Source organism: Nonomuraea sp. NPDC004702 (assembly GCF_053601695.1).
Map to the genome: position 1 here is coordinate 216,089 of NZ_JBSGCE010000006.1, position 22,426 is coordinate 238,514.

Sequence of the window (22,426 nt, forward strand, 5' to 3'; positions counted from 1 at the left end):
CCTCCTCCCGCCCGCCGGGTACGCTCTCGGCATCCACCCGGGCGAGCTGGAGGAACGTCGTTGAACCCGACCATGGGCCTGCAACTGCTGCTGATGGCCGGTGGCGCGGTCGCGGTCGCGGCGGTGGCGCGGCGGCGGGGCTGGCCGGCTCCGTTGTTGCTGGTCGCGGCCGGCCTGCTGGTCTCGCCGCTGGTCCCGGCGGTGCCGTTGCAGCCCGAGCTGGTGCTGTTCGTGTTCCTGCCGCCGCTGCTCTACTCGGCCGCGCTCGACAGCTCCTACCTGCGCCTGCGTGACGTCAAGCGGGCCGTGGCGCTGCTGTCGATCGGCCTGGTGCTGTTCACCACGGCCGTGGTGGGGCTGGTCGTCCACCTGCTGCTGCCGCAGCTCCCGCTGGCCGCAGCCTTCGCGCTCGGCGCGATCATCGCGCCGCCCGACGCCGTGGCGGCCGTCGCCGTGGGCCGGCGGCTCGGGCTGCCGCGCAAGTCGCTGACGATCCTCATCGGCGAGAGCCTGTTCAACGACGCCACGGCGCTGACGGCCTACCGGGTGGCCATCGGGGCGGCCGTGGGCGGCAGCATCGACCTGTTCCAGGGCGTGGCGCAGTTCCTGTTCGCGGCGCTCGGCGGGGTGGCGATCGGGCTGGCGCTGGCGTTCGTGTTCGCCTGGGTGTTCCAGCACACCCGCGACTCGCTGGTCGAGAACACGCTGATGCTGCTGATCCCGTTCGCGGCCTATCTCGCGGCCGAGTCCGTGCACGTCTCCGGGCTCGGGCCCGAGCCGGTGCACGCCTCGGGCGTGATCTCCGTCGTGGTCGTCGGCCTCTACCTGGGCAACCGCATGCACCAGCGGGGGTTCGGCACCCGGCTGGTGTCCGACGCGGTGTGGAAGGTCACCGACTTCTTCCTGGAGTCGATCGTCTTCGCGCTCATCGGGCTGCAGCTCGTGACCGTGATCAAGGGCATCACCGGCTACGGCCCCTGGCAGGTCGCCGGCTACGCGCTGGCGGTGCTCGCGGTGACGATCGTGTCCAGGTTCGTGTGGGTGTTCGCCTTCACTCCGCTGGTCAAGCTCGTCCGGCGGGGCCCGGCGCCCAGCCCGCAGCAGACGGTGATCCTGGGCTGGGCCGGCATGCGGGGCGTGGTGTCGCTCGCGGCGGCGTTCTCCATCCCGCCGGAGATCCCGGCCCGCGACCGGGCCATGCTGCTGTTCCTGACGTTCACCACGGTGATCGGCACCCTGCTGATCCAGGGCATGACGTTCCCCGCGCTGATCAGGAAGCTGCGCGTGTCGAGCGAGCAGGAGCGCTACGAGGACACGCTGGCCGAGGCGGCCGCCCAGCAGGCCGCGCTGGAGGCGGGCCTGGCCGAGCTCGAACGGCTGGTCGAGCAGGAGGGCGAGCCCGACGAGATCAAGAAGCAGGTCATCGACCAGCTCAGGGAGAAGTCGTGGCGGCGGTCGCTGACCGCGTGGGAACGCCTGGGCGGCGGCACCGCGCAGGGCGGCGCCGAGACCCCCAGCAGCATCTACCGGCGGCTGCGCCGTGACATGCTCACGGCCGAGCGCGAGGTGTTCGTCCGCCTGCGCGACGAGCGCCGCCTCGACGACGAGGTGCTGCGCGAGGTGATGGCCCAGCTCGACTTCGAGGAGGCCATCCTCGAACGCTGACCCCGACGGGCGCCGCCCGCGCAGGGCGCCGGCCGGATCAGCCCATCTGGTTGTCCACGAAGCACCAGCGCCAGCTCTCGCCCGGTTCGAACGACTGGATCACCGGGTGCGTGGTCGCGTGGAAGTGCTTGGTCGCGTGCTTGTTGGGCGAGGAGTCGCAGCAGCCGATGTGGCCGCACTCCAGGCAGCGCCGCAGGTGCACCCATCGGCTGCCGCTGGCCAGGCACTCCTCGCAGCCCTCTGGGGTCTTCGCCGCCGGGTCGTCGGCCTGGGAAAGATGCTCGCACATTGCCATGGATCCGATCCTAGGACCCGGCCGCCGATGCTTCCGCGCAGACCTCCTGTCCGGGCCCTGACCTGCGAGAAGGCCGTGCGTGCCGGGCCTTCGGCGAAGGGAGCTCCGCGCGGCCGGCGGGGTGGTCGATCAGACTCTTCTCAGGGGGTCCGCGCTCAGGGGAGTGAGAAGGCATGGCCGATATGTTCGCGAAGTGTCGTCTGCCCGGGTACCAGCCGGTCAAGGAGCTGGGCGTCTATCCGTACTACCACCCGATCCAGGAGCGGCCGGGCGACGGGGAGGTGGTGGTCGGCGGGCGGGTGCTGGTGCAGGCCGGGTCCAACGACTATCTCGGGCTCTCGGGGGATCCCCGCGTCAAGGAGGCCGCCGTCGCGGCGATCCGGCGGCTCGGGGCGGGCAGCGGCGGTTCGCGGCTGACGAACGGCTCCCTCGCGCTGCACGAGGAGCTGGAGGCGCGGCTCGCGGAGTTCCTCGGGCGTCCGGCGGTCATGGTGACCAGCGCCGGCTACCTGGCCAACCTCGCGCTGGGCGCACTGCTGGGGCCCGGCGACGTGGTGATCGGCGACCGGCTGGTGCACGCGTGCCTCATCGACGCCGTACGCCTGGGCGGGGCGCGCTTACGTCGCTACCGGCACAACGACATGGACCACCTGGAACGGCTGCTGGCCGCGGGCGACCCGGACGCCGGCCGGATGATCGTGACCGAGGGCATGTTCTCCACCTCAGGCAACGTGTGCGACCTGCCGGGCATCGCCAAGCTCGCCCGCGCGTACGGAGCCCGCGTCGTGATGGACAGCGCGCACGACGCCGGCCTGCTCGGGGACGCCGGTCGCGGCGCCGCCGAGGCGCACGGCCTGGAGGAGGCGGTGGACGTGCAGACCATCACCTTCTCCAAGTCGTTCGGCACGATCGGCGGCGCGGTCGCCGGGCCGGAGGAGATCATCCTCTACCTGCGCCACCACGCGCGGTCCATGGTGTTCACCGCCGCGCTGTCACCGGCCTGCGCCGCCGCCGCGCTGGCCGCCCTGGAGATCGTCGTCGCCGAGCCCGAGCGGCGGCGCCGGTTGCGGACCGCGGCCGGGCGGCTGAGCGGCGAGCTGGCCGGGCTGGGGTACGCCGTCGTGCCGTCGGACCGTCCGGTCATCGCCGTGCCGGTGGGGGAGGACCTGCGCTGCTTCCGGTTGTGGCGGGAGCTGTTCGACGAAGGGGTGTTCACCACGGCCATGATCTCGCCCGGGGTGCCGCCGGGGCAGGCGCTCATCCGGGTCAGCCTCACCGCCACCCACACCGACGCCCAGCTCGACCGGATCGCGGCCGCCTTCGCCACCGCCGGCCGTCGAACGGGGCTTCTTCACTGATCGCGCGCCGCCGCGGGCGCGGGGCGCTGGGTAAGGTCGAGGTATGCGACTCATCAAGAGCCGGTTCGTGCCCCTGGCGCTCTTCGCCGTCTGCGTCCTGGCCGCCGGGTGCGGCGAGGTCAACGACACGATCGACAAGGCCCAGGCGTGCCTGGAGGCGCCGAAGATCGTCACCGACCTGGCCGCCAAGGTCAAGGACCTCACCGACGACCCCAAGGCCATGGAGAAGGCGCTCGACGACGCCGCGGGCAAGCTCAACGACGTGGCCGACAAGGCCGCCAACACCACGCTCAAGCAGGCCAGCGAAGACCTTGCCAAGACTTTGGGCGGGATCGACGTCCAGAACGTGAACGACGCCGTCGACGCGGCCCAGAAGGTGGGCAGCGAGGCGGTCGACTACGCCCAGCAGGTCGCCAAGGCGTGCAGCTGAAATCCCGTCTTCTCTAGGGGAAAAGGGGACGAATTACCATATAAGGCATGGAGTCCGACCCGCGTTTCACCTTGGCCAACGAACGCACCTTCCTCACGTGGCTGAGTACGGCGCTGGCGCTCAGCGCGGGCGGGGTGGCCATGGCGGCGGTGCCCTCCGACGTGTTCGTCCCGTGGGTCCGCACGGTGCTGGCCGTCATGCTGGTGTCGTTGTCCGCGCTGGCCGCGGGCATGGCCTATCCGCGCTGGCGCAACATCCAGCGCGCCCTGCGCAACCAGGCGCCGCTCCCGCCGCCCGCCCTCGCGGCGGTCTTCGGGTACGGCGTCGCCACCGTGGCCGTCGTCGCCCTCGTGCTCATCATCCTGTCGGTGTAGATGTCACAGGAGATCTGGGACGAGGGCCTGCAGAGCGAGCGCACCCGGCTCGCCTGGGTCCGCACCGCCGTGGCGCTGGCCACGGGCGGGCTCGGCGCGGCCGGGCTCGCGGTGCGCCACGGCCTGCCCGCCGTGGCCGTCGCCGGGTTCGCGCTGGCCGCGCTGTGCGGCGCGGTCCTGCTGATCAGGACGGGGGTGCGCTTCCGCCGGGTCCAGGAGGCCCTGCACGGCGGACGGCCCATCGACGCGGGCCTCGACGCGCTGTTCGCCTGGCTCGGCACCCTCAGCGTCGTGCTCGGCGCGGTCACCTTCGTGCTCACGGTCCGGTGACCCCCGGCTTGCGATGTTCCGGAGGGGAGGCGGACACTCGTAGTGAGGGGGTGACCTCAGTGGAGGAAGAACGCAGGACCCTGCCCTTCGAGTGCCGCGGTTGCTGGCACGTCTGGGAAGAGGACTACCTCGTCCGGCACGTCGACGACGAGCACGGGAACGCCGCCGAGATCTGGCTCAGGGACGGGCTCGTGGTGCCGCCGCCGTCGTACGGAGTGATCTGCCCGCATTGCGGCTGTCAGCAGACCACCACGTTCCCGGCCGGCTATCTCGCCCGGCATCCGGAGCTGTTCCGGTCGGACGAGCCCGTCGTGCCGGACGCGACGCCGCTGCTCAGCCCGGTTCCGCCGCGACGTCCGTACTGACGGGAGACGCGACGGCGGGCGGGCAAGTGCCGAAAAACGGCGCTAAACCATGACACTTGGTAAGCGTTTCGTAGCTTGAAGTGTCATAAGGTGCGTCTTGCGCAGGCGCGGGGCCAGGCGCAGACTCAGGTCTAGACCACTGAATCCCCAGCCGGGGGTGATCCTCGTGCGCGACGGGTTCGAGACCCGCGAGACCTGGCCCTTCGAGTGCCTGCGCTGTCTGCGCGTCTGGGAGGAGGAATTCGTCGTCCGGCATTTCGCCGACGACCACGGCAATCAGGTCGAGATCTGGCTCAGCTCCGGCGTTGCCGTGCAACCTCCCTCGTCGGGCACGTGCTGCCCGGGATGCGGCGCCTACCACGTGACGTCGTTCCCGAACGGCTACCTGGCCAGGCACCCCGAGCTGCGGCCGGATCCCGAGGTGCGGCCCCAACTCGTGCCCGAGCTCGGCGCCGTGTCGGGTCCGGCGCTGGAGGAGCCGAAGGCGCCCCTGGCGGGGGCGCCGCTGGCCGGTCGGCTGCTCGTCGCGATCGGGGTGCCCGTGGCCCTGTTCGTCGGGTACGAGCTGTACCGCGGCCTCGTGGCCGCCGCGCCCGTCCACCACTAGCGCGCCGGCCCGCCGCTTGCGCGGTGGGCCGACGGCGTCGTGGTCACTGGCTCAGGCTCTCCAGCCAGGCCCGGTGCAGCCCGGCGAAGCGGCCCGAGGCGGCGATGAGCCGGTCGGGCGGCCCGTCCTCGACGACCTGGCCGGCCTCCATCACCAGCACCCGGTCGGCGATCTCCACGGTCGAGAGCCGGTGGGCGATGATCAGCGCGGTGCGGTCGGCGAGGATCGTGCGCAGCGCCCGCTGCACCAGCCGCTCGCTCGGCACGTCGAGGCTGGAGGTGGCCTCGTCGAGGATGAGCACCGCGGGGTCGGCGAGGAACGCCCTGGCGAACGCGATGAGCTGCCGCTGGCCCGCCGACATGCGCCCGCCGCGCTTGCCGACCTCGGTGTCGTAGCCGTCGGGCAGCCCGGCGACGAACTCGTGCGCGCCGATCGCCTTGGCCGCCTCGCGGACCTGCCGGTCGGTGGCGTCCGGCCGGCCGAACCTGATGTTGTCCGCCACCGTGCCGCTGAACAGGAAGTTCTCCTGCGTCACCATGACGACGGCCTGGCGCAGCGTCGTCTCGTCCAGGTCGCGCAGATCGACCCCGTCGAGCAGCACGCGGCCCGCGGTCGGGTCGTAGAAGCGGGAGATCAGCTTGGCCAGCGTCGTCTTGCCTGCGCCGGTCGCGCCGACCAGCGCCACGCTCTGCCCGCCGGGGATCGTCAGGTCGAGGCCGGGCAGGATCGGCATCTCCTCGACGTAGGCGAAGCGCACGTCCTCGAAGCGGACCATGCCGCGGGCCTGCTGGGGCAGCGGCTCGGGCCGGCGCGGCTCCGGCACGCCCGGCTCCTCCTCCAGCACGCCCGACAGCTTCTCCAGGGCCGCGCCCGCCGACTGCAGCGTGTTGTAGAACTGGCTGAGCTCCTGCATCGGCTCGTAGAACTGCCGCAGGTACAGCAGGAACGCGGCCAGCACGCCGACCGTGACCTCGCCCTGGATCGCCAGGTAGCCGCCGTAGAGCAGCACCCCGCCCACGGTCAGGTTGCCGATCAGCTTGATGCCGAACATGAACTCCGCGCCCAGGACCATGCTGCGCGCGTTGGCGTCCCGGTAGTCGTCGTTGAGCTGGGCGAAGATCTCCTGGTTGCGCGGCTCCCTGCGGAACGCCTGCACCGCGCGGATGCCGGTCATCGACTCCACGAAGTGCACGATCACCAGGGCGACCGTCTCCCGCGTGCGCCGGTAGACGATCACCGACTGCCGCCGGAACCACCGCGTGAACAGCAGCAGCAGCGGCAGCGGGACCAGCGCCACCAGGCCGAGGTGCACGTCGAGGACGAGCAGCAGCGCGGCCGTGCCGAACATCGTCAGCACCGCCTTGACCAGCCCGTCGAAGCCCGACTGGAGCAGCTCGGAGATGGCCTCGATGTCGGAGGTCAGCCGGGAGATGACCCGGCCCGAGGTGTACTTCTCGTGGAAGCTCAGCGACAGCCGCTGGAAGTGGTCGAACACCCGCCTGCGCAGCTCCAGCAGCACGCTCTGGCCGACCTTCCCCGACAGGCGCAGGAACGCCTGCCGGGTGAGCGCCTGCGTGACGGCCGCGACCAGGATCACGCCGACCACGATCAGCAGGATCGACGGCCCCGATCCGCGGGTCATCGGCGGGATGCCGTCGTCGATCCCCACCTTGACCAGGTACGGGATCGCCAGCGCCGCGGCGTTCGAGACGACGATGATCGCGGTGAGCAGCGCGATGGCCTTGCGGTAGGGACGCAGCAGGTCGCCGAGCAGCCGGCGGGAGCGCTCCCGCAGCAGCACCGACACCTTCTCCGGCAGTTCGTCCTGCTCCTCGGAGGCGACGCCGCGCCAGGAGGAGACGGGGGCGGTGGTCATCGCAGGGCTCCTTCCGAGGGGTCGAAGTCGGCGTCCTGGGCCAGCAGCTCGCGGTACTCGGGCACGTCGGCCAGCAGCTCGTGGTGGCGGCCGACGTGGGTGATGGTGCCGTCGCGCAGCAGCGCCACCTTGTCGGCCAGCAGCACGGTCGAGGCGCGGTGGGCGACCACGATGCCGGTCGCCTCGCGCAGGACGTGCCGCAGCGCCTCCTCCACCAGCGCCTCGGTCTCCACGTCGAGCGCCGACAGGGTGTCGTCGAGGACGAGCACCCGCGGCCTGCTCAGCACCGCCCGCGCCAGGGCGAGCCGCTGCCGCTGGCCGCCCGACAGGGACAGGCCCTGCTCGCCGATGCGGGTGTCGAGGCCCCAGGGCAGGTCGTACACGAAACCGGCCTGGGCGGTGGCGATCGCGGCGGCCAGTTCCTCCTCGGTGGCGTCGAGCCGGCCGAGCATGAGGTTCTCGCGCACGCTCATCGAGAACAGCGTCGGCTCCTCGAACGCGGTGGCCACCAGCGAGCGCAGCGTGGTCAGGTCGAGGTCGCGCACGTCCTCGCCGTCGATGGTCACGCGGCCCGTGGTGGCGTCGAGCAGCCGGGGCACCAGCGCGGTCAGCGTGGTCTTGCCCGCGCCGGTCGCGCCCACGATCGCGACCGTCTCGCCGGGGTGCACGTCCAGCCAGACGTCGCGCAGCACCGGCTCGTCCGCGCCGGGGAAGGCGAACCCGACGCCCTCGAAGCGCAGGTGGCCCCGGGGCAGCTCGATCGTGCGGCTGCCGCTCTCGATCGCCGGGACGGTGTCCATGACCTCCATGACCCGGTCGGCGGAGGTCATCGCCTCCTGGGCCATGGCCAGGATGTAGCCGAGGCTGGCGATCGGCCAGACGAGCTGGAGCATCAGGGTGGTGAAGGCGACCAGCGTGCCCAGCGTCATCGAGCCGGAGCCCACCGCGAGCGCGCCGAGCAGCAGCACCAGGGCGAGGGTGACGTTGGGGATCACTTCGAGGAAGGCGAAGAACCGGGCCGACAGGGTGGCCTTGTCCACCGAGCTGCCGTACACCTTGCGGGCCGCCTCGTCGTAGCGGTCGTAGACGTGGTGGCGGCGGCCGAACGCCTTGATCGTACGGATGCCGATGGCCGACTCCTCGACGAGCGTGGCGAGGTCGCCCTGCTCGTCCTGGACCTGGCGGGAGATCTTGATGTACCGCTTCTCGAACCGCAGGGACGTCCACACGATCGGCACGGCCGAGGCCAGCACCAGCAGCCCGAGCGGCCAGTACTTGTTCAGCAGGAGCACGGTCACCGTGATGAGCTGGAGGATGTTCATCACCAGGAAGAGCATGCCGAAGCCGAGGAAGCGGCGGATCGTGGACAGGTCCGTCGTGGCCCGCGACAGCAGCTGGCCCGACTGCCAGTCGCCGTGGAAGCCCATCGGCAGGCGCTGCAGGTGCTCGTAGAGGTCGTCGCGGATCGCGGTCTCCAGCCCGAGGACGGGTTTGACCTGGGTCCAGCGCCGCAGGAAGATCAGCCCGGCCTCCACGACGCCCACGCCCAGGGCGATGAGACCGAGCGGGAGCAGCCCGTCGGAGTCGCCCAGGGTCACGGGACCGTCGATGACCTTCTCACTGATCAGGGGGAGCGCGATGCTCGCGGCGATGCTGAGGATCGCGGCCAGCCAGATGAGCACCAGTCTGGCGGCGTACGGGCGGAGGTAGGACTTCATCCGCCACAGGGAGTTGGAGGAGAGCAGGGGACGGCGAGGTGTGTCAGTATCGGGAGGCATCCCATCCAGATTAATACGTGGGATCAACCCATTTTTTGCGGTAAATGTGGGGGTTTCTGCAGGTTACGGGCAGAAACGAGACCCTCACGGCGCGTCCGGCGACCCCGCGCCCGCCGTCGTCCGGACGGCCGGGCACACTGCCACCTGCGGCTCGGGCGCGGCCCGGGCTAAGGCGGAGCTGTCCTTTCCGCTCACCATTCTCACCGGACGGGAAGTCACGATGATCGACGAGAGTGAACTGCCGTACCTGCGGCGCTGTGTCGAGCTGGCCACCGAGGCGCTGGAGTCGGGCGACGAGCCCTTCGGGTCCGTGCTGGTCGCCGCGGACGGCGCCGTGCTGGCCGAGGACCACAACCGGGTGGCCGGGGGCGACCGCACCCGGCATCCGGAGTTCGAGCTGGCGCGGTGGGCGGCGGCCAACCTGACCCCGCAGGAGCGGGCGGCGGCCACCGTCTACACCTCCGGCGAGCACTGCCCGATGTGCGCGGCGGCCCACGCCTGGGTGGGCCTCGGGCGCATCGTCTACGTGGCGTCGTCGGAGCAGCTCGGCGGCTGGCTGGCGGAGCTGGGCGTGCCGGCGCCGCCGGTGAGCACGCTGCCGGTCAACGCGGTCGCGCCGGGCGTCCCGGTGGACGGGCCCGTCCCGGAGCTGGCCGGGCAGGTGCGCGAACTGCACCGCCGCTTCCACGGCGGACGCTGAGGACGCCGCCCGGCGGGCGGGCGGGCCGGTCAGGGGGTGGACGTGCCGAGGGCGATCGTGTCGGCGACCTCGGCGTGCCGCTCGGCCTCCTCGGCGGCGAAGCGGGCGGCGTCCAGCTTGTCGGCGATGTCCTCGTCCTGCTTCATGAGGGCGTCGAGCGACTGGCCGGCCATCTCCAGCACGCCCATGTCGGCGTACGCCTGCTGCAGCCGCGGGCTCCACAGCCCGATGTCCTTGACGCACGGCACGATCCGGCTGAACAGCAGCGAGCGGAACAGCCGCAGGTACTCCGACTGGTCGGTGGCCCGCATGACCTCGTCGGTCTCGGCCCTGGACAGGCCCAGGTGCTCCCAGGACTCCGCGCCGCGCAGCCGGTCGCGCATGAGGTAGCAGCCCTCGATGACGAAGTCCTCGCGCTCGCGCAGCTCGGACTCCGACAGGTTCTTGTAGTAGTCGCGCAGCGCCATCCGGCCGAAGGCGACGTGCCGGGCCTCGTCCTGCATCACGTAGGCGAGGATCTGCTTGGGCAGCGGCTTGGTGGTGATGTCGCGCATGACGCCGAACGCGGCCAGGGCCAGGCCCTCGATGAGCACCTGCATGCCGAGGTAGGGCATGTCCCAGCGGGAGTCGCTGAGCGTGCTCTCCAGCAGCGCCTTGAGGTGCTCGTTGATCGGGTACGCCAGGCCCACCTTCTCCTGGAGGAAGCGGGCGTAGGTCTCGGCGTGGCGGGCCTCGTCCATGGTCTGGGTGGCGGCGTAGAACTTGGAGTCCAGGTCGGGCACCGACTCCACGATCCGGGCCGAGCAGATCATCGCGCCCTGCTCGCCGTGCAGGAACTGGGAGAACTGCCAGGCCGCGCCGTGCAGCCGCACGTCCTGGCGCTGCTGGGGGCCGAGCCGGTGCCACAGCGGGGTGTCGTGGATGGCGATCGTGTTGTCGGGGATCCCCAGCACATTGTACGGGTCCACCTCCAGGTCCCAGTCGATGCGCTTGGCCGAGTCCCACTGCTTGTCCTTGCCCTTCTGGTACAAGGCCAGCATGCGGTCGCGGCCCTCGTCGTACTCCCAGGTGAACCGGCTGGCGCCGGCCATGCCGACGTCCCAGGTGGAGAGCTCGGCGGGGAGGGTGTAGAGATCGTGCGTCGACATGGGGGACCTCCGCGAGGGGGATTACGTACGGTGTACGTCCACGGCTCGACCCTTGCACGTACGGTGTACGTGCGTCAATAGAATGAGCTATGACCACCGAGCCCCTGTCCAGGCCCCGAATCGTGGCCGCGGCCATCGACCTCATCGAGCGCGAGGGCGCCGACGCGGTCTCCATGCGCCGCATCGCGGCCGAGCTCGGCGTCGGCGTGATGTCCCTCTACAACCACGTGCCGAACAAGGACGCCCTGCTCAACGGCGTGGCCGAGAGCGTGCTGAGCGGCATCGAGTTCACCGACGACCCCGACGCCCACTGGACCGACCGAGTGCGGGCGCAGGCGCGGGCCTTCCGGCAGATCGCTCATCACCATCCGCGCTCGACCATGGTGGTGGTCAGCCGCCAGCTCCACTCCCACGCCGGGCTGCTGCCGGTCGAGCGGGCGCTGGCCACGCTGCGCGGCGCGGGCTTCGACGGGCCCGACGCCGTCCGGATGTTGCGCATGTTCATCGCCTTCATCGTGGGCTCGCTGCTGCGCGAGGTCGGCGTGACGCCCACCTTCGCGCCCGTCCACAGCCGCACGGTCGAGGCCGCCGTCGTCGATCCGGCGTTGTTCCCCGAGGTGAGCGCGCTGGCGCCGCTGCTGGCCGAGTGCGACCACGAGGCGGAGTTCGAGTTCGGGGTCGAACTGCTCATCCAGGCCATCGCGGTGCACGCGGGTCAGTAGGAGGGCACCCGGGCGGGCCCGGATGCCCTCCGGCACGCGAGATCAGTACCAGTTGTGCGACTGCCAGTGCCCCCAGGCGCCGCAGGGCCTGCCGTACCTTCCCTTGATGTAGGCCAGGCCCCAGCGGATCTGCGTCTCGGGGTTGGACCGCCAGTCCTTGCCCGCGCCGCTCATCTTGCCCGCGGGCAGCGCCTGCGGGATCCCGTAGGCGCCCGACGACCGGTTGAGCGCGTGGTGGTTCCAATTGCTCTCCCTGGTCCACAGGTTGTCCAGGCAGCGGAACTCCCGGTAGTTCCACGCGCGCTGGACGACCTGTCCCAGGGCGATCTTCTTGTTTCTTCCGGCGGGCCGTACGGCCGCGATCTTCGGTTGCGCTGACGTTGTCCAGGTCCGCATCTTGATCACCGGAGGCCGGGACTCCGCCCAGGCCGGGCCGGTGCTGACGCCGAACGCGCTGATAGTGAGAAGAGTGCCGCTGAGCACGCGTTTGCTGTCCAAGGCGATCCTTGCTTTCGGGTCGCGTGCGGACGGGCGCCCCCTCGGGAGCGCCCTGCCGGTCCGCGTCCGTGGCTCGGACGCGGAGGGTCCGCGCGGCCTCCCGGGATCCTGTACCGCCCGATCGTGCTGGACGGCCCGGAAGGCGCCACGACGTGTCCTCAAGCACGATTCCTATTACGGGCCGTGACCGCGGGCCGCGATCTCGACACGCGAAGGACAGGTGTTTGCGCGCTCAATTCGGATAAAGGGCGATCTCGCTGGGCCAGGATTGCCCGGCCCGTCGCCTATATGGCATGTCCTTGAGTAAAAACGCGGACGTACCTGGGGTTTGGCTCAGTACCAACTGTGGGATTGGAAGTGCGCCCACGCGCGACACGGCGAGCCGTACCGCTGCTTGATGTAGCCCAGACCCCACCGGATCTGGGTGCGCGGGTTCGTGCGCCAGTCGGCGCCCGAGGAGGCCATCTTGTGGCCCGGGAGCGCCTGCGGGATGCCGTAGGCGCCCGACCGGTTGCCGGCCCTGTGGTTCCAGCCGCTCTCTCTGGCCCAGAGCCTGACCAGGCAGCCGTAGCTCGCGGCGCCCCAGCCGCGCTGGGCGACCAGGGACTTGGCGATGGCTTTGTTCCTGCCACTGCTCTGGGAGCTCTGCGCCTGTGCGGCCGTGGTGCCGGTCACCGTCGCGAGCGTTGCGGCGAGGACCAGGACACCGGTACGGCGGAGCATGGGCATGCGGATTCCCTTTCGAAGGGGACGGGGACCGCGTCACCCTGCCTGACAAACGCCCACATTTCCTAATTGACCATGAAAAATCAGGCTCAATTCCAAGATCACGACATATTGATATTCAGGGGTTTCGTGGGAAAAATGAGGAATAGGTCACAATCTGCGGCGGGCGTCGTTCTGTAAGCTTCAGATCATGAGCCTTCGCGACATCCCGCTCCGCACCCTCGCCGACGACCCCACCACGCTCGGCGACCTCGCCGGCGACAAGGCCGTGCTGCTGGTCAACGTGGCCTCCCGCTGCGGCCTGACCCCGCAGTACGCCGGCCTGGTCCAGCTCCAGCAGGACTTCGGCCCGCGCGGCTTCAGCGTGGTCGGCGTGCCCTGCAACCAGTTCGCCGGCCAGGAGCCCGGCACGGCGGAGGAGATCCAGGAGTTCTGCTCGGCGACCTACGGCGTCGACTTCCCGCTGCTGGCCAAGGCCGACGTCAACGGCCCCGGCCGCCACCCGCTCTACGCCGAGCTCACCGAGACGGCCGACGAGGAGGGCGCGGCGGGCGACGTCCAGTGGAACTTCGAGAAGTTCCTGCTCGACCGCGAGGGCAACGTCGTGGCCCGCTTCCGTCCCCGCACCGCCCCCGACGACCCGGCCGTCGTCGCGGCCATCGAGAAGCTGCTCTAGCGGGGCCGCCGGCGTTCGTGGGCGTGGAAGGCGGCGCAGCACACCAGCAGCGCCACCGCGAACGCCGGCAGCCAGGCCAGCCGGGCCGCCACCCACCCGAGCTCCTCGGGCGAGGTGTGCAGGCCGGGCAGCGCCCGGCTCTCCAGCAGCGCCCGGCTCGCCAGCAGGCCGAGCTCGGTCACCGCGATCAGCGCGGTCTGGTGCCAGAGGAAGATCGTCATCGCGGCCAGGTTGGCCACGGCCACGGACGCCCAGACGGCGGGGCGGCGCAGCAGCCGGCGCAGCGGGCCGAGCAGCAGCAGCGCCGCGCCGCACTGGGCGAGCCCGAAGCTGACGGCCGCGAGCGAGGGCGGGTCCAGGTTGGAGACCGGGGCGCCCGGCACCCCGACCATGGTCGCCGGGTAGCCGCCCCACGCCACCAGCGCCAGGGCCGTGGCCGCGCCGCCGGTCAGCAGCGTCCAGCCGGTGGCCCGGCTCCGCAGCCGCCCGCGGGCCCAGGCCGCGCCCAGGCAGTACGGCACCAGCCACCCGGCCGCCAGGTTCACCCACCACAACCACTCCGGCCCGCCGGGCCCGAACCGCACCGCGTCGCAGGCCGCCACCGCCGCGAGCGGCCAGGCCGGGTGCAGCCGGGCGGCCAGCGGTGTGACGGCCGTCAGCGCGGCGAACACCAGCAGGAACCACATCGGCGCCGCCGCCATCCTGACCAGCAGCCGCACGTCCTCCAGCGGCACCCCGGAGGCGAGCATCGCGACCGCCGCCACGGCCCACACCGCCGCGACGACCGCCACCGGGCGGAACAGCCGCCCCAACCGGCCGCGCAGCCACGGGACGTAGCCGATGCCGGCCGCCCGCGCCGACCGGTGGCCCTTCGCCCCGACCAGGCCGCCCACCAGGAAGAAGATCGCCAGCATCTGGAACGCCCACGACATCGGGGCGAGCTGCGGCAGGTACTTGAGCGGGCTGGTGACGCGCAGGCTGCCGCTGTCGCTGACCACGGCGGTCACCAGCCAGTGCCCGGCCACCACCCCGAGGATGGCCAGGGCCCGCAGCGCGTCCAGGGCCCGGTCGCGCTCCGGCGGCGTCCCGGCCTCGATGCGGGCGGCGAGCCCGCGCGGTCCGGAGCGGGTGCGGAGGGAGGAGTCAGACATCGCGGGGGCCTCTCCGGAGACGATGCGGGGGGAGGACTCAGACATCGCGGGCGGCCTCTCCGGAGACGATGCGGGCGACGGCCGTCAGGGCGGGGGAGCCGGGCCGCAGGTAGTCGCTGTGGCCGCCGTCGCCCGCCGCGAAGACGCGGGCGCCGAACCCGGGCGAGACCGGGTCGGCCCCCAGTCCGACCGTGACGAACGGCAGCTCGACCAGCGCGTGGGGCACGCCGGCGATCCAGTCGGCGGCGCCGCGCCCGGCCCACACGACCGCGCGGGTGCGCATGGCGGCGACGTCGGGGACGCCCGCGCCGGGGCTGCCCATCAGGACGATGTCGGCCACGTCCAGGCCGGGCGCGGCCCGTCCGCACACCACCGAGCCGTAGGAGTGGCACACGAGCGACAGCCGGGCGCCGGGTTTGAGCGCGCGCAGCTCCCGGACGAACGCGCGCAGCCCGGGCACGGCCTCGTCGGCCCGCGCGGGCGTCAGCACGTCCAGGCTGAGCGTGCCGGGCGTGCGGTAGCCGGCCCAGGCGATGACCGCCGAGCCGTCGCCGAGCGCCTCGCGCAGCCGCGTCGCGCCGGCGTGCAGGCGGCCGTACCGGTCGAGGTTCGTGTCGGAGCCGGGCACCAGGACGGCGATCCGCCGGGCCGTCGCCAGGTCGCCGAAGACCTCCACGGTGCGGCCGCCGTCGCGCCCGTCGAAGGACAGGAACGTGCGCGACGGGCCGGCCATGGCCCGCAGCGCCGCCGCCCGCAGGCGGTGCCCCCGCGCGGCGGCGGTGCGCTCGGCGGCCAGCACGGCGGCGCGCCCGGCGGCGTACCGCTCGGTCAGCTCGGCGGCCAGCACGGCGGGAGCCGCGGCGCGCAGCGGCGCCACGGCGGCGGGAACGGGCGCGGGCACCCCCGCGGACCCGCCGGCGCCGGACGCGGGCACCGCCACCGAAGCGGTGACGAGCGCGGCGAGCAGGCGGTTCCTCAGCGATGCCATGGCGGGTGGTCCCCTTCCGTGCCGGTTCTTCCTTCCGGCACCGAAGGTAGGGATCACGCCTTGTAGTCGGCTTCCCGCTGGGGGATGCACCTTTCGCGTAGCTCTGAGGTACTACGGGGCTGAGGAGGCGTACAGTGGCCGCACTGAGGAGGCGCCATGCTCACGGTGACATCCGCCGACGGGACCGACGTCCGGGTGGTCGAGGAGGGGCAGGGCCCGGCCGTCCTCGTCCTGCACGCAGGGCTCGACGACGGCACCCAGTGGGGCAAGGTCGCGGCGCTGCTCGCGCCGCGGTTCCGCGTGGTGCGCGTCCGGCGCCGCCAGTACCGGCCGGACCTGGCCGGGCCCGCCACCATGGCGCAGGAGGCCGCCGACGCGGTGGCGGTGGCGGCCGCGCTCGGCGGGCCCGTCCTGCTCGTCGGGCATTCCTCCGGCGCGGTGGCCGCGCTGGAGTCCCTGCTCCTCGCGCCGGACGCCTTCGCGGGCGCGGTCCTGTACGAGCCGCCCGTCGCCCTCGGACCCTCGCTCGGCGGCGCGGCCGGCCAGGCGGCCGCGGCCGCGGTGGCGGCGGGCCGGCCGGGCCGGGCGATGCGGATCTTCTTCAGGGACGTGGTGGGCCTGTCGCCGGCGATCTCCTGGCTGACCTCCGTGGCGGTGGCCTGCCATCGGCCGACGCGGCTGCGCGCGCCCCGCCAGATCGACGACCTGCTGGCGATCGACGCCCTGGGCGACCGGCGGGCGGCGTACGCGGCGATCCGCACGCCGGTGGTGCTGCTCGGCGGCGACCGCAGCCCCGCCCATCTCGGCGCGCGGCTCGACGCCCTGGGGGAGACGATCCCCGGCGCCCGGCGCGTCACGCTGCACGGGCAGGGGCACGGCGCGCACCTGAGAGCGCCTCAGGAAGTGGCCCAGGTGATCGAGGCGCACGCGCGGGACGTCCTCGGCGAGAGCTGAGCGCGTGCCGCCCGCCGGTCACCTGCGGGGGCCGCAGCTCCCGCGGATGATCAGCTCGGTGGGCAGCACCACCGTGCGCGCCCGCCGGGTGCCCTCGCGCAGCACCAGCTCGCAGGCCCGGTACCCCATGTCCCGGCCGGGCTGGGCGATCACGGTCAGCGGCGGGGCGCACAGCTCGGCCCAGGGCACGTCGTCGTACATCACCAGCGACACGTCCTTCGGCACCCGCAGGTCGAGCTCGCGGGCGGCCAGCACGGCCGCCTCGCCCAGGACGTTCCCGCCCGCGACGACGGCCGACAGGTCGGGACGGCTCTGGAACAGGCCGGAGGCGGCGGCGTACGCCGAGTCGCGGCTGCCGGTGCCGAACACCACCAGCTCCTCGTCCACCGGCGCGCCCACGGCCTCGCGGAAGGCGTCGGCCCGCCGGTCGTGGCCGGGGCCGCCGAGGAAGGCGATGCGCCGGTGGCCGAGGCCCCGCAGGTAGCGCACGGCCGTACGGATGCCGGCGCGGTCGTCGGCCAGCACGGCGGGCACGTCGAGCGGACGCGCGGCGCCCTCGGGGACGCGCCCGCGCGGGGTCACGCCGTCGAGGAGCATGAGATCGTCGAGGGCGCTCTCGGCGGGGTCGCGGTCGCCGTCGCGCCCGGCCTCGGGCGGCAGGCGGTCGGCGAAGACCACCGTCATGCCCGCCCTGAGCGCGGGGGCCCAGGTCTCGGCGTCGCCGGAGGGCACCGCGATGACCCGGTCGACGCTCTGTTCGAGCAGCATGCCGATCAGCTCCGCCTCCTGCTCGGGGTCGCCGCCCGTCGAGCCCAGCACGACCGGCTCGCCCGCCGACCGGGCGCAGGCGAGCACGCCCTCGCAGAGCTGCCCGTAGAAGGTGTCGGTGAGGTCGGGCACCAGCAGGCCCAGGCCGCCGGTGCGGCGCTGGCGCAGGTTGCGGCCGAGCGCGCTGGGCCGGTAGTCGAGCTGGGCGGCGACGGCCAGCACCCGCTCCCTGGTGCTGGGGCTGGCCGAGCCGCCCGACAGCACCCGGGACACGGTCGCGACGCCGACGCCCGCCGCCTCGGCCACATCCTTGATCGTCGCCCGCTTCTCCATGGAAACGATTCCATCATGGATTCCAGGTCACCGGAAGACCATCGGTCCTACAAAGGCTGGTCACGCGGTACCCCTTGACACCGATGTCCGTTTCGGGTGAGATACGTGAAAACGTATCCACGGGAACCGAGAACCAACGTCCGGGCCGATCGCCCTGGAGCGCGAAGGAATGTCATGGCATCCATCGTTCTGACGAACGTCGACAAGATCTACGCCGGTGGCGTGAAGGCCGTGAACGGGCTGAACCTTGAGATCAAGGACGGCGAGTTCATGGTGCTGGTGGGCCCATCGGGTTGCGGTAAGTCGACCGCGCTCCGGATGATCGCCGGCCTTGAGGACATCAGCGGCGGCGAGATCGCCATCGGCGACAAGGTGGTCAACCACCTTCCGCCGAAGGACCGCGACATCGCGATGGTCTTCCAGAACTACGCGCTCTACCCGCACATGACGGTCGAGGAGAACCTCGCCTTCGGCCTCAAGCTCCGCAAGATGCCCAAGCCGGAGATCCAGAAGCGGGTCAACGAGGCCGCCAAGATGCTCGGCCTGGAGACCTACCTCAAGCGCAAGCCGGCCGCTCTGTCCGGTGGTCAGCGCCAGCGTGTCGCCATGGGCCGCGCCATCGTCCGCGAGCCGCAGGCCTTCCTCATGGACGAGCCGCTGTCGAACCTCGACGCCAAGCTCCGCGTCTCCATGCGCGCCTCGCTCAACACCCTGCACGAGCGCCTCGGCGTCACCACCGTGTACGTCACCCACGACCAGGTCGAGGCCATGACCCTCGGCGACCGCGTCTGCGTCCTGCGCGACGGTCTGCTCCAGCAGGTCGACACCCCGCAGAACCTGTTCGACAAGCCGGTCAACCTGTTCGTCGCCGGCTTCATGGGCTCGCCCTCGATGAACTTCGTCACCGCCGAGCTGGCCCGCGACAACGGCGCGGTCGTGCGCTTCGCCGACATCAGCCTGCCGATCCCCGACTCGGCCTTCGCCGACAAGCCGGGCCTCGACCAGTACATCGGCAAGAAGGTCATCCTCGGCATCCGCCCGTCGGACTTCGAGGACGCCAACTCGGCCGGCAACCACGCCAACGGCTGGGCCACCCTGCCCGTCAAGGCGGAGGTCACCGAGGAGCTGGGCTCCGAGATCAACGTGCTGTTCCTGATCGACGCCCCGCCGGTCGAGCACAAGGACACCGTCGCCGCCGCCGACACGGGCGACGACGAGGAGGCGGCGCTGCCGCTCGTGGGCGACAAGTCCCTGTGGACCGCCCGCGTCAACGCCCGCAGCCACGTGCGCCCCGGCCAGCGCATCGACCTGGTCCTGGACACGCACAACCTGCACTTCTTCGACCCGACGAGCGGCCTGGCCATCGGCCACGAGGCCAACCGCTAGCAGAGCCCGCCGGATCTTCCGGTTCCCGGCCGTGAGTCACTCACGGCCGTCCCGGGCCCCCACCGCGACCCCCTCCCGCGGCGGGGGCCCACCTTGTTGTGGTACGCCCCGAGGTCAGCGGCGGCCGAGCCTGGCCGAGACGCGCCCGGCCAGGTTGTGCGGCACCAGCTTGCCGATCGCCACGATGGCCTTGTAGCGCAGGTCGGGCACCGAGACCCGCTTGCCGAGCGCAAGGTCGCGCATGGCGTCCCTGACCACGTTGTCGGCCTTCAGCCACAGGAACCCCGGGATGCCCGAGGTGTCCATGGACGCCCGCTGGTGGAACTCGGTGCGCACGAAACCCGGGCACAGCGCCATGATCTTGATCCGCGGGTTGCGCACGTCGTTGGCCGCCGACTCGCTGAAGTTGACCACCCACGCCTTCGAGGCGCTGTAGGTGCCGCGGGAGAAGAACGCCGCGACCGACGCCACGTTGATCACCGCGCCCCGGTCGCGCTTGCGCATCGCGGGCAGCGCCGCCAGGGTGAGCCGCAGCACGGCCTCGCAGTGGACCTTCAGCATGCGCAGCTCGTCCTCGACCGGCACCTTCAGGAAGTCGCCGGGGTGGCCGAAACCGGCGTTGTTCACCAGCAGGTCGACGCCGTCGCGGAGTCTCGACTCGACCCTGGCCAGGCCCTCCTCGGTGGCCAGGTCGGCGGGCAGCACCTCGACGTCCACGCCGTACCTGAGCCTGAGCTGGTCGGCGACCTGGACGAGCCGCTGCTCGTCGCGCGCGACCAGGACGAGCGAGCAGGCGTCGGCGGCCAGGCGGCGGGCGAACGCGGCGCCGATGCCGGCGGTGGCGCCCGTGATCAATGCGGTAGGCATGTCCTGAACCTTAACGTCCCCGGTCGGGCGTGCGAGTATGGACGGCGTGCGCCCCTTCGCGGCCGTGCTCCTCCTGGCCCTCACCGCCTGCTCGGCCGCCTCGTCCCCGCCCGGCCCGGCCACCGTGTCCGCCGCCCCGCCTGCCTCCACCCGGCCTTCTCAGTCGGCGAGCCCCGAGCCGAAGAGCGCTCCCCGGCAGGTGCGCTTCCGCGAGCTCGGCCGGTTCGAACGGCCGGTCGCCCTCGCCGCGCGCAAGGGCGAGGCCCGGCTCTACGTCGCCGAGCAGGGCGGCCGGCTGCGCGCCACCGACGGCGACGTCATCGTCGACCTGTCGGGGGAGGTGAGCGGCGGCAACGAGCAGGGCCTGCTCGGCGTGGCCTTCCATCCCTCCGGCCGCTGGCTCTACCTCGACTGGACCGACACCCGCGGCGCCACCCACGTCACCGAATGGGCCTTCGACGGCCGGCGCGCCACCGGCCGGCGCGACGTGCTCACCCAGGAGCAGCCGTACGCCAACCACAACGGCGGCCAGCTCGCCTTCGGCCCCGACGGCCATCTCTACGTCGGGCTCGGCGACGGCGGCAGCGCGGGCGACCCGCAGGGCAACGGCCAGGATCTCGGCACGCTGCTGGGCAAGATCCTGCGCATCGACCCGCGCGGCAGGCCGTACAAGGTGCCGCGGGACAACCCGTTCGCCGGGAAGGACGGCGCGCGGCCCGAGATCTGGGCCTACGGCCTGCGCAACCCCTGGCGGTTCGGCTTCGACCGGCACAGCGGCGACCTGTGGATCGGCGACGTCGGCCAGGACGAGGTGGAGGAGGTCGACCGCCAGCCGGCCGCCTCCAAGGGCGGCGAGAACTACGGCTGGAACCTGCGCGAGGGCGGGCGGCCCTTCCGCGGCGGCACGGGCCGCGGCCTGACCGAGCCGGTCATCACCTACCCCCTGCACAAGGACGGCAGCTGCTCGGTGATCGCCGGTTACGTCTACCGCGGCGCCGCGCTGCCCTGGCTGCGCGGCAGCTTCCTGTACGGGGACTTCTGCGCCGGCTGGGTCAGGGCCGCGCCCGCGGCCGAGCCGTCGAAGGCGTCCGAGATCGGCCGGGTCGAGCAGCTCTCCTCCTTCGGGGAGGGGCTCGACGGCGAGCTGTACGCGCTCAGCCTGCGGGGTCCGCTCTACCGGATCGAGCCTGCCTGACCCGCTCGATCAGCTCCTCGACCTGGTCGTTGAGCCGCGATCCGCGGGTCCAGCCGGCGTAGTGGGTCAGGAAGACCACCACCTCGCGCAGCTCGCTCTCGCTCAGGTCGCCCGCCCGCAGCGCGACGTCGAGCTGCACGGCGGTCAGCTCGTCGAGCCCCTGTCCGACGAGCAGCCCGAGCAGCAGCAGCCGGCGCTCCTTGACCGACAGGGCGGTCCTCGACCACAGGTCGGCGAACTGCCGCTCAGCCGTCATGCCGAAGGAGTCGACGGTCTCCATCGCGGGTTCTTTCATGGTGCGCTCCGAGGCTCGGGATGGGCGTCCTCATATCCTTTGCTACTTCCTGTGGTCTACCAATGGGGGTTGCACGAACGTTGTATCCCGGGCGACCGTAGAGTGTGGCGACCTGGCCCATACCACCATTTGGTGATCTGTAACAAGTAAAGCCAATCAATGGCCAAGATTTGGTCAAGATTTCTCATCGTGCATCCGGCCTCATTCCGCATGAAAGCGGGCACAACAACTGCGTTGGTCCGTAAAGCGGAGGTAAGCCCTGGTGAAAAGGACACGGGCTTGGATCGCGCTCATGGTCGCGGTTTTCGTGCTGCCGGCGTGCGGGCAGCCGGAGTTCACCTACGTACGGGACAGGGAAGGCACCACCTATTTCAAGGTGCCCGCCTCGTTCACGCAGCTCAACGCCAATCCGATCGAACTGTATCTGACGGGTGACCGACCCGGTTCGCTGGCGGCGGCGACACGCGCGCAGCGGGTCTGGTCCACGGCCTTCGACCAGTCGGCCGAGCCGTCGGTCAACCATCTGCTGAGCTCGTCCGACCCGTTCGTGTACGCCACCGTGCACAAGCTCACCGAGCAGCAGCGGGACGCGATCTCGCTCAACCGGCTGCGCGACTTCGTGCTGCCCGTGACGGACCCGATGCGCGAGCTGTACGAGCAGCAGGCCATGACCACCGGCCGGCCGCCGATGTTCGCCAAGTTCGAGCTCCTCAGCGACGACGTCCTCGCCCTGGAGAACGGCGCCAGAGGCGTACGGGTGCGCTTCAACTACCAGATCGGCGCCGACGTCCAGACGTTCGACCAGACCGCGATCCTCGACGAGAAGGGCGCGACGGTCTCGGTCATGCTCATCGGCTGCCGGGCGACCTGCTACCGCGAGCGCGGCGCCGAGTTCGACAAGATCGCGGGTTCGTTCAAGCTGCTCCGGCTGCCCGGATGAG

Annotated in this window: 25 protein-coding genes; 14 read left to right on the forward strand and 11 right to left on the reverse strand. The window is 71.7% G+C overall.

Translation table 11 applies throughout. The features are described 5' to 3' along the window. The first annotated feature begins 60 nt into the window (after positions 1-60). Positions 61-1,665, forward strand: a complete 1,605-nt coding sequence (locus ACWEJ6_RS11075) for a Na+/H+ antiporter (RefSeq protein WP_358284976.1) — start codon at positions 61-63, stop codon at positions 1,663-1,665. Positions 1,666-1,702: 37 nt separating this feature from the next. Here ACWEJ6_RS11075 and ACWEJ6_RS11080 read toward each other — a convergent pair whose 3' ends face one another. Beyond that, complete coding sequence (locus ACWEJ6_RS11080) at positions 1,703-1,960, reverse strand: ubiquitin carboxyl-terminal hydrolase 14 (protein WP_358284978.1); 258 nt, start codon at positions 1,958-1,960, stop codon at positions 1,703-1,705. Positions 1,961-2,133: 173 nt separating this feature from the next. On the opposite strand from ACWEJ6_RS11080, the gene ACWEJ6_RS11085 reads away from it, so the two are divergent. The 6 genes from ACWEJ6_RS11085 to ACWEJ6_RS11110 all read left to right on the forward strand — a co-directional run bounded on the left by ACWEJ6_RS11085 (position 2,134) and on the right by ACWEJ6_RS11110 (position 5,424). Next, positions 2,134-3,318, forward strand: coding sequence for an aminotransferase class I/II-fold pyridoxal phosphate-dependent enzyme (locus tag ACWEJ6_RS11085; protein WP_452423016.1), 1,185 nt, complete (start codon positions 2,134-2,136; stop codon positions 3,316-3,318). Between the two features lie 43 nt (positions 3,319-3,361). Then, a complete protein-coding gene (locus ACWEJ6_RS11090) occupies positions 3,362-3,748 on the forward strand; it encodes a hypothetical protein (RefSeq protein WP_352324105.1) in 387 nt (128 codons plus the stop codon). 47 nt (positions 3,749-3,795) lie between these two features. Beyond that, positions 3,796-4,122, forward strand: coding sequence for a YidH family protein (locus ACWEJ6_RS11095; RefSeq protein ID WP_452423018.1), 327 nt, complete (start codon positions 3,796-3,798; stop codon positions 4,120-4,122). Continuing rightward, positions 4,123-4,452 (forward strand): DUF202 domain-containing protein, encoded by a 330-nt coding sequence (locus ACWEJ6_RS11100; RefSeq protein WP_357964720.1) that lies wholly within the window; start codon positions 4,123-4,125, stop codon positions 4,450-4,452. Positions 4,453-4,511: 59 nt separating this feature from the next. Beyond that, entirely contained in the window at positions 4,512-4,817 is a 306-nt protein-coding gene (locus ACWEJ6_RS11105) for a hypothetical protein (RefSeq protein ID WP_358284985.1), read from the forward strand. Positions 4,818-4,983: 166 nt separating this feature from the next. Continuing rightward, positions 4,984-5,424, forward strand: coding sequence for a hypothetical protein (locus ACWEJ6_RS11110; protein ID WP_397163732.1), 441 nt, complete (start codon positions 4,984-4,986; stop codon positions 5,422-5,424). A gap of 43 nt (positions 5,425-5,467) precedes the next feature. Here ACWEJ6_RS11110 and ACWEJ6_RS11115 read toward each other — a convergent pair whose 3' ends face one another. Beyond that, positions 5,468-7,300, reverse strand: coding sequence for an ABC transporter ATP-binding protein (locus ACWEJ6_RS11115; protein WP_452423021.1), 1,833 nt, complete (start codon positions 7,298-7,300; stop codon positions 5,468-5,470). Beyond that, the gene (locus ACWEJ6_RS11120) at positions 7,297-9,078 is read right to left on the reverse strand and encodes an ABC transporter ATP-binding protein (RefSeq protein WP_452423023.1); all 1,782 of its coding nucleotides are present in this window, start codon (positions 9,076-9,078) and stop codon (positions 7,297-7,299) included. The genes ACWEJ6_RS11115 and ACWEJ6_RS11120 overlap by 4 nt, the downstream gene beginning before the upstream one ends. A gap of 220 nt (positions 9,079-9,298) precedes the next feature. Between ACWEJ6_RS11120 and ACWEJ6_RS11125 the strand changes: the two genes are divergently transcribed. Further along, the gene (locus ACWEJ6_RS11125; RefSeq protein ID WP_364328201.1) at positions 9,299-9,778 is read left to right on the forward strand and encodes a nucleoside deaminase; all 480 of its coding nucleotides are present in this window, start codon (positions 9,299-9,301) and stop codon (positions 9,776-9,778) included. Positions 9,779-9,807: 29 nt separating this feature from the next. Here ACWEJ6_RS11125 and ACWEJ6_RS11130 read toward each other — a convergent pair whose 3' ends face one another. Next, positions 9,808-10,926 (reverse strand): ferritin-like domain-containing protein, encoded by a 1,119-nt coding sequence (locus ACWEJ6_RS11130; protein ID WP_387664255.1) that lies wholly within the window; start codon positions 10,924-10,926, stop codon positions 9,808-9,810. A gap of 89 nt (positions 10,927-11,015) precedes the next feature. Between ACWEJ6_RS11130 and ACWEJ6_RS11135 the strand changes: the two genes are divergently transcribed. Further along, a complete protein-coding gene (locus ACWEJ6_RS11135; protein WP_352357184.1) occupies positions 11,016-11,648 on the forward strand; it encodes a TetR/AcrR family transcriptional regulator in 633 nt (210 codons plus the stop codon). Positions 11,649-11,690: 42 nt separating this feature from the next. Here ACWEJ6_RS11135 and ACWEJ6_RS11140 read toward each other — a convergent pair whose 3' ends face one another. Further along, on the reverse strand, positions 11,691-12,146 hold the full coding sequence (locus ACWEJ6_RS11140; protein ID WP_352324905.1) for an aggregation-promoting factor C-terminal-like domain-containing protein: 456 nt from the start codon (positions 12,144-12,146) through the stop codon (positions 11,691-11,693). Between the two features lie 333 nt (positions 12,147-12,479). After that, positions 12,480-12,875 (reverse strand): aggregation-promoting factor C-terminal-like domain-containing protein, encoded by a 396-nt coding sequence (locus tag ACWEJ6_RS11145; protein ID WP_352324904.1) that lies wholly within the window; start codon positions 12,873-12,875, stop codon positions 12,480-12,482. 187 nt (positions 12,876-13,062) lie between these two features. Here ACWEJ6_RS11145 and ACWEJ6_RS11150 point away from each other — a divergent pair, with 187 nt between their 5' ends. Then, positions 13,063-13,548 carry a glutathione peroxidase gene (locus ACWEJ6_RS11150; protein ID WP_358284999.1) on the forward strand — a complete coding sequence of 162 codons (486 nt, stop codon included), beginning with the start codon at positions 13,063-13,065 and terminating at the stop codon, positions 13,546-13,548. Here ACWEJ6_RS11150 and ACWEJ6_RS11155 read toward each other — a convergent pair. Next, positions 13,545-14,699, reverse strand: coding sequence for an acyltransferase family protein (locus tag ACWEJ6_RS11155; RefSeq protein ID WP_452423027.1), 1,155 nt, complete (start codon positions 14,697-14,699; stop codon positions 13,545-13,547). The two genes, ACWEJ6_RS11150 and ACWEJ6_RS11155, sit on opposite strands and share 4 nt — an antisense overlap. Positions 14,700-14,736: 37 nt before the next feature. Next, positions 14,737-15,687, reverse strand: a complete 951-nt coding sequence (locus tag ACWEJ6_RS11160) for an alpha/beta hydrolase (protein ID WP_452423028.1) — start codon at positions 15,685-15,687, stop codon at positions 14,737-14,739. Between the two features lie 156 nt (positions 15,688-15,843). On the opposite strand from ACWEJ6_RS11160, the gene ACWEJ6_RS11165 reads away from it, so the two are divergent. Beyond that, positions 15,844-16,641: an alpha/beta fold hydrolase gene (locus ACWEJ6_RS11165; RefSeq protein ID WP_452423030.1), complete on the forward strand. Its 798-nt coding sequence runs from the start codon at positions 15,844-15,846 to the stop codon at positions 16,639-16,641. Between the two features lie 18 nt (positions 16,642-16,659). Here the strand turns inward: ACWEJ6_RS11165 and ACWEJ6_RS11170 are convergent, their stop codons facing one another. Next, entirely contained in the window at positions 16,660-17,742 is a 1,083-nt protein-coding gene (locus ACWEJ6_RS11170; protein WP_452423032.1) for a LacI family DNA-binding transcriptional regulator, read from the reverse strand. A gap of 174 nt (positions 17,743-17,916) precedes the next feature. Here ACWEJ6_RS11170 and ACWEJ6_RS11175 point away from each other — a divergent pair, with 174 nt between their 5' ends. After that, positions 17,917-19,128 (forward strand): ABC transporter ATP-binding protein, encoded by a 1,212-nt coding sequence (locus ACWEJ6_RS11175; RefSeq protein WP_352357172.1) that lies wholly within the window; start codon positions 17,917-17,919, stop codon positions 19,126-19,128. A 114-nt stretch (positions 19,129-19,242) separates the two neighbouring features. Here the strand turns inward: ACWEJ6_RS11175 and ACWEJ6_RS11180 are convergent, their stop codons facing one another. Continuing rightward, a complete protein-coding gene (locus tag ACWEJ6_RS11180; protein WP_358285009.1) occupies positions 19,243-19,995 on the reverse strand; it encodes an SDR family NAD(P)-dependent oxidoreductase in 753 nt (250 codons plus the stop codon). A 46-nt stretch (positions 19,996-20,041) separates the two neighbouring features. On the opposite strand from ACWEJ6_RS11180, the gene ACWEJ6_RS11185 reads away from it, so the two are divergent. Next, on the forward strand, positions 20,042-21,190 hold the full coding sequence (locus tag ACWEJ6_RS11185; RefSeq protein WP_452423035.1) for a PQQ-dependent sugar dehydrogenase: 1,149 nt from the start codon (positions 20,042-20,044) through the stop codon (positions 21,188-21,190). Here the strand turns inward: ACWEJ6_RS11185 and ACWEJ6_RS11190 are convergent. Next, positions 21,150-21,485, reverse strand: coding sequence for a carboxymuconolactone decarboxylase family protein (locus ACWEJ6_RS11190; protein WP_352324894.1), 336 nt, complete (start codon positions 21,483-21,485; stop codon positions 21,150-21,152). The genes ACWEJ6_RS11185 and ACWEJ6_RS11190 overlap by 41 nt on opposite strands. Positions 21,486-21,777: 292 nt before the next feature. Here ACWEJ6_RS11190 and ACWEJ6_RS11195 point away from each other — a divergent pair, with 292 nt between their 5' ends. Beyond that, positions 21,778-22,425 (forward strand): hypothetical protein, encoded by a 648-nt coding sequence (locus ACWEJ6_RS11195; RefSeq protein ID WP_452423037.1) that lies wholly within the window; start codon positions 21,778-21,780, stop codon positions 22,423-22,425. Position 22,426: the final 1 nt, after the last annotated feature.

Bases quoted from the DNA above. Each gene is read 5' to 3' on its own strand.
- ACWEJ6_RS11080 (WP_358284978.1), bottom strand. From the start codon at position 1,960: ATGGCAATGTGCGAGCATCTTTCCCAGGCCGACGACCCGGCGGCGAAG.
- ACWEJ6_RS11085 (WP_452423016.1), top strand. From the start codon at position 2,134: ATGGCCGATATGTTCGCGAAGTGTCGTCTGCCCGGGTACCAGCCGGTC.
- ACWEJ6_RS11090 (WP_352324105.1), top strand. From the start codon at position 3,362: ATGCGACTCATCAAGAGCCGGTTCGTGCCCCTGGCGCTCTTCGCCGTC.
- ACWEJ6_RS11095 (WP_452423018.1), top strand. From the start codon at position 3,796: ATGGAGTCCGACCCGCGTTTCACCTTGGCCAACGAACGCACCTTCCTC.
- ACWEJ6_RS11100 (WP_357964720.1), top strand. From the start codon at position 4,123: ATGTCACAGGAGATCTGGGACGAGGGCCTGCAGAGCGAGCGCACCCGG.
- ACWEJ6_RS11115 (WP_452423021.1), bottom strand. From the start codon at position 7,300: ATGACCACCGCCCCCGTCTCCTCCTGGCGCGGCGTCGCCTCCGAGGAG.
- ACWEJ6_RS11120 (WP_452423023.1), bottom strand. From the start codon at position 9,078: ATGCCTCCCGATACTGACACACCTCGCCGTCCCCTGCTCTCCTCCAAC.
- ACWEJ6_RS11125 (WP_364328201.1), top strand. From the start codon at position 9,299: ATGATCGACGAGAGTGAACTGCCGTACCTGCGGCGCTGTGTCGAGCTG.
- ACWEJ6_RS11130 (WP_387664255.1), bottom strand. From the start codon at position 10,926: ATGTCGACGCACGATCTCTACACCCTCCCCGCCGAGCTCTCCACCTGG.
- ACWEJ6_RS11135 (WP_352357184.1), top strand. From the start codon at position 11,016: ATGACCACCGAGCCCCTGTCCAGGCCCCGAATCGTGGCCGCGGCCATC.
- ACWEJ6_RS11145 (WP_352324904.1), bottom strand. From the start codon at position 12,875: ATGCCCATGCTCCGCCGTACCGGTGTCCTGGTCCTCGCCGCAACGCTC.
- ACWEJ6_RS11150 (WP_358284999.1), top strand. From the start codon at position 13,063: ATGAGCCTTCGCGACATCCCGCTCCGCACCCTCGCCGACGACCCCACC.
- ACWEJ6_RS11155 (WP_452423027.1), bottom strand. From the start codon at position 14,699: ATGTCTGACTCCTCCCTCCGCACCCGCTCCGGACCGCGCGGGCTCGCC.
- ACWEJ6_RS11160 (WP_452423028.1), bottom strand. From the start codon at position 15,687: ATGGCATCGCTGAGGAACCGCCTGCTCGCCGCGCTCGTCACCGCTTCG.
- ACWEJ6_RS11165 (WP_452423030.1), top strand. From the start codon at position 15,844: ATGCTCACGGTGACATCCGCCGACGGGACCGACGTCCGGGTGGTCGAG.
- ACWEJ6_RS11170 (WP_452423032.1), bottom strand. From the start codon at position 17,742: ATGGAGAAGCGGGCGACGATCAAGGATGTGGCCGAGGCGGCGGGCGTC.
- ACWEJ6_RS11175 (WP_352357172.1), top strand. From the start codon at position 17,917: ATGGCATCCATCGTTCTGACGAACGTCGACAAGATCTACGCCGGTGGC.
- ACWEJ6_RS11180 (WP_358285009.1), bottom strand. From the start codon at position 19,995: ATGCCTACCGCATTGATCACGGGCGCCACCGCCGGCATCGGCGCCGCG.
- ACWEJ6_RS11190 (WP_352324894.1), bottom strand. From the start codon at position 21,485: ATGAAAGAACCCGCGATGGAGACCGTCGACTCCTTCGGCATGACGGCT.
- ACWEJ6_RS11195 (WP_452423037.1), top strand. From the start codon at position 21,778: ATGGTCGCGGTTTTCGTGCTGCCGGCGTGCGGGCAGCCGGAGTTCACC.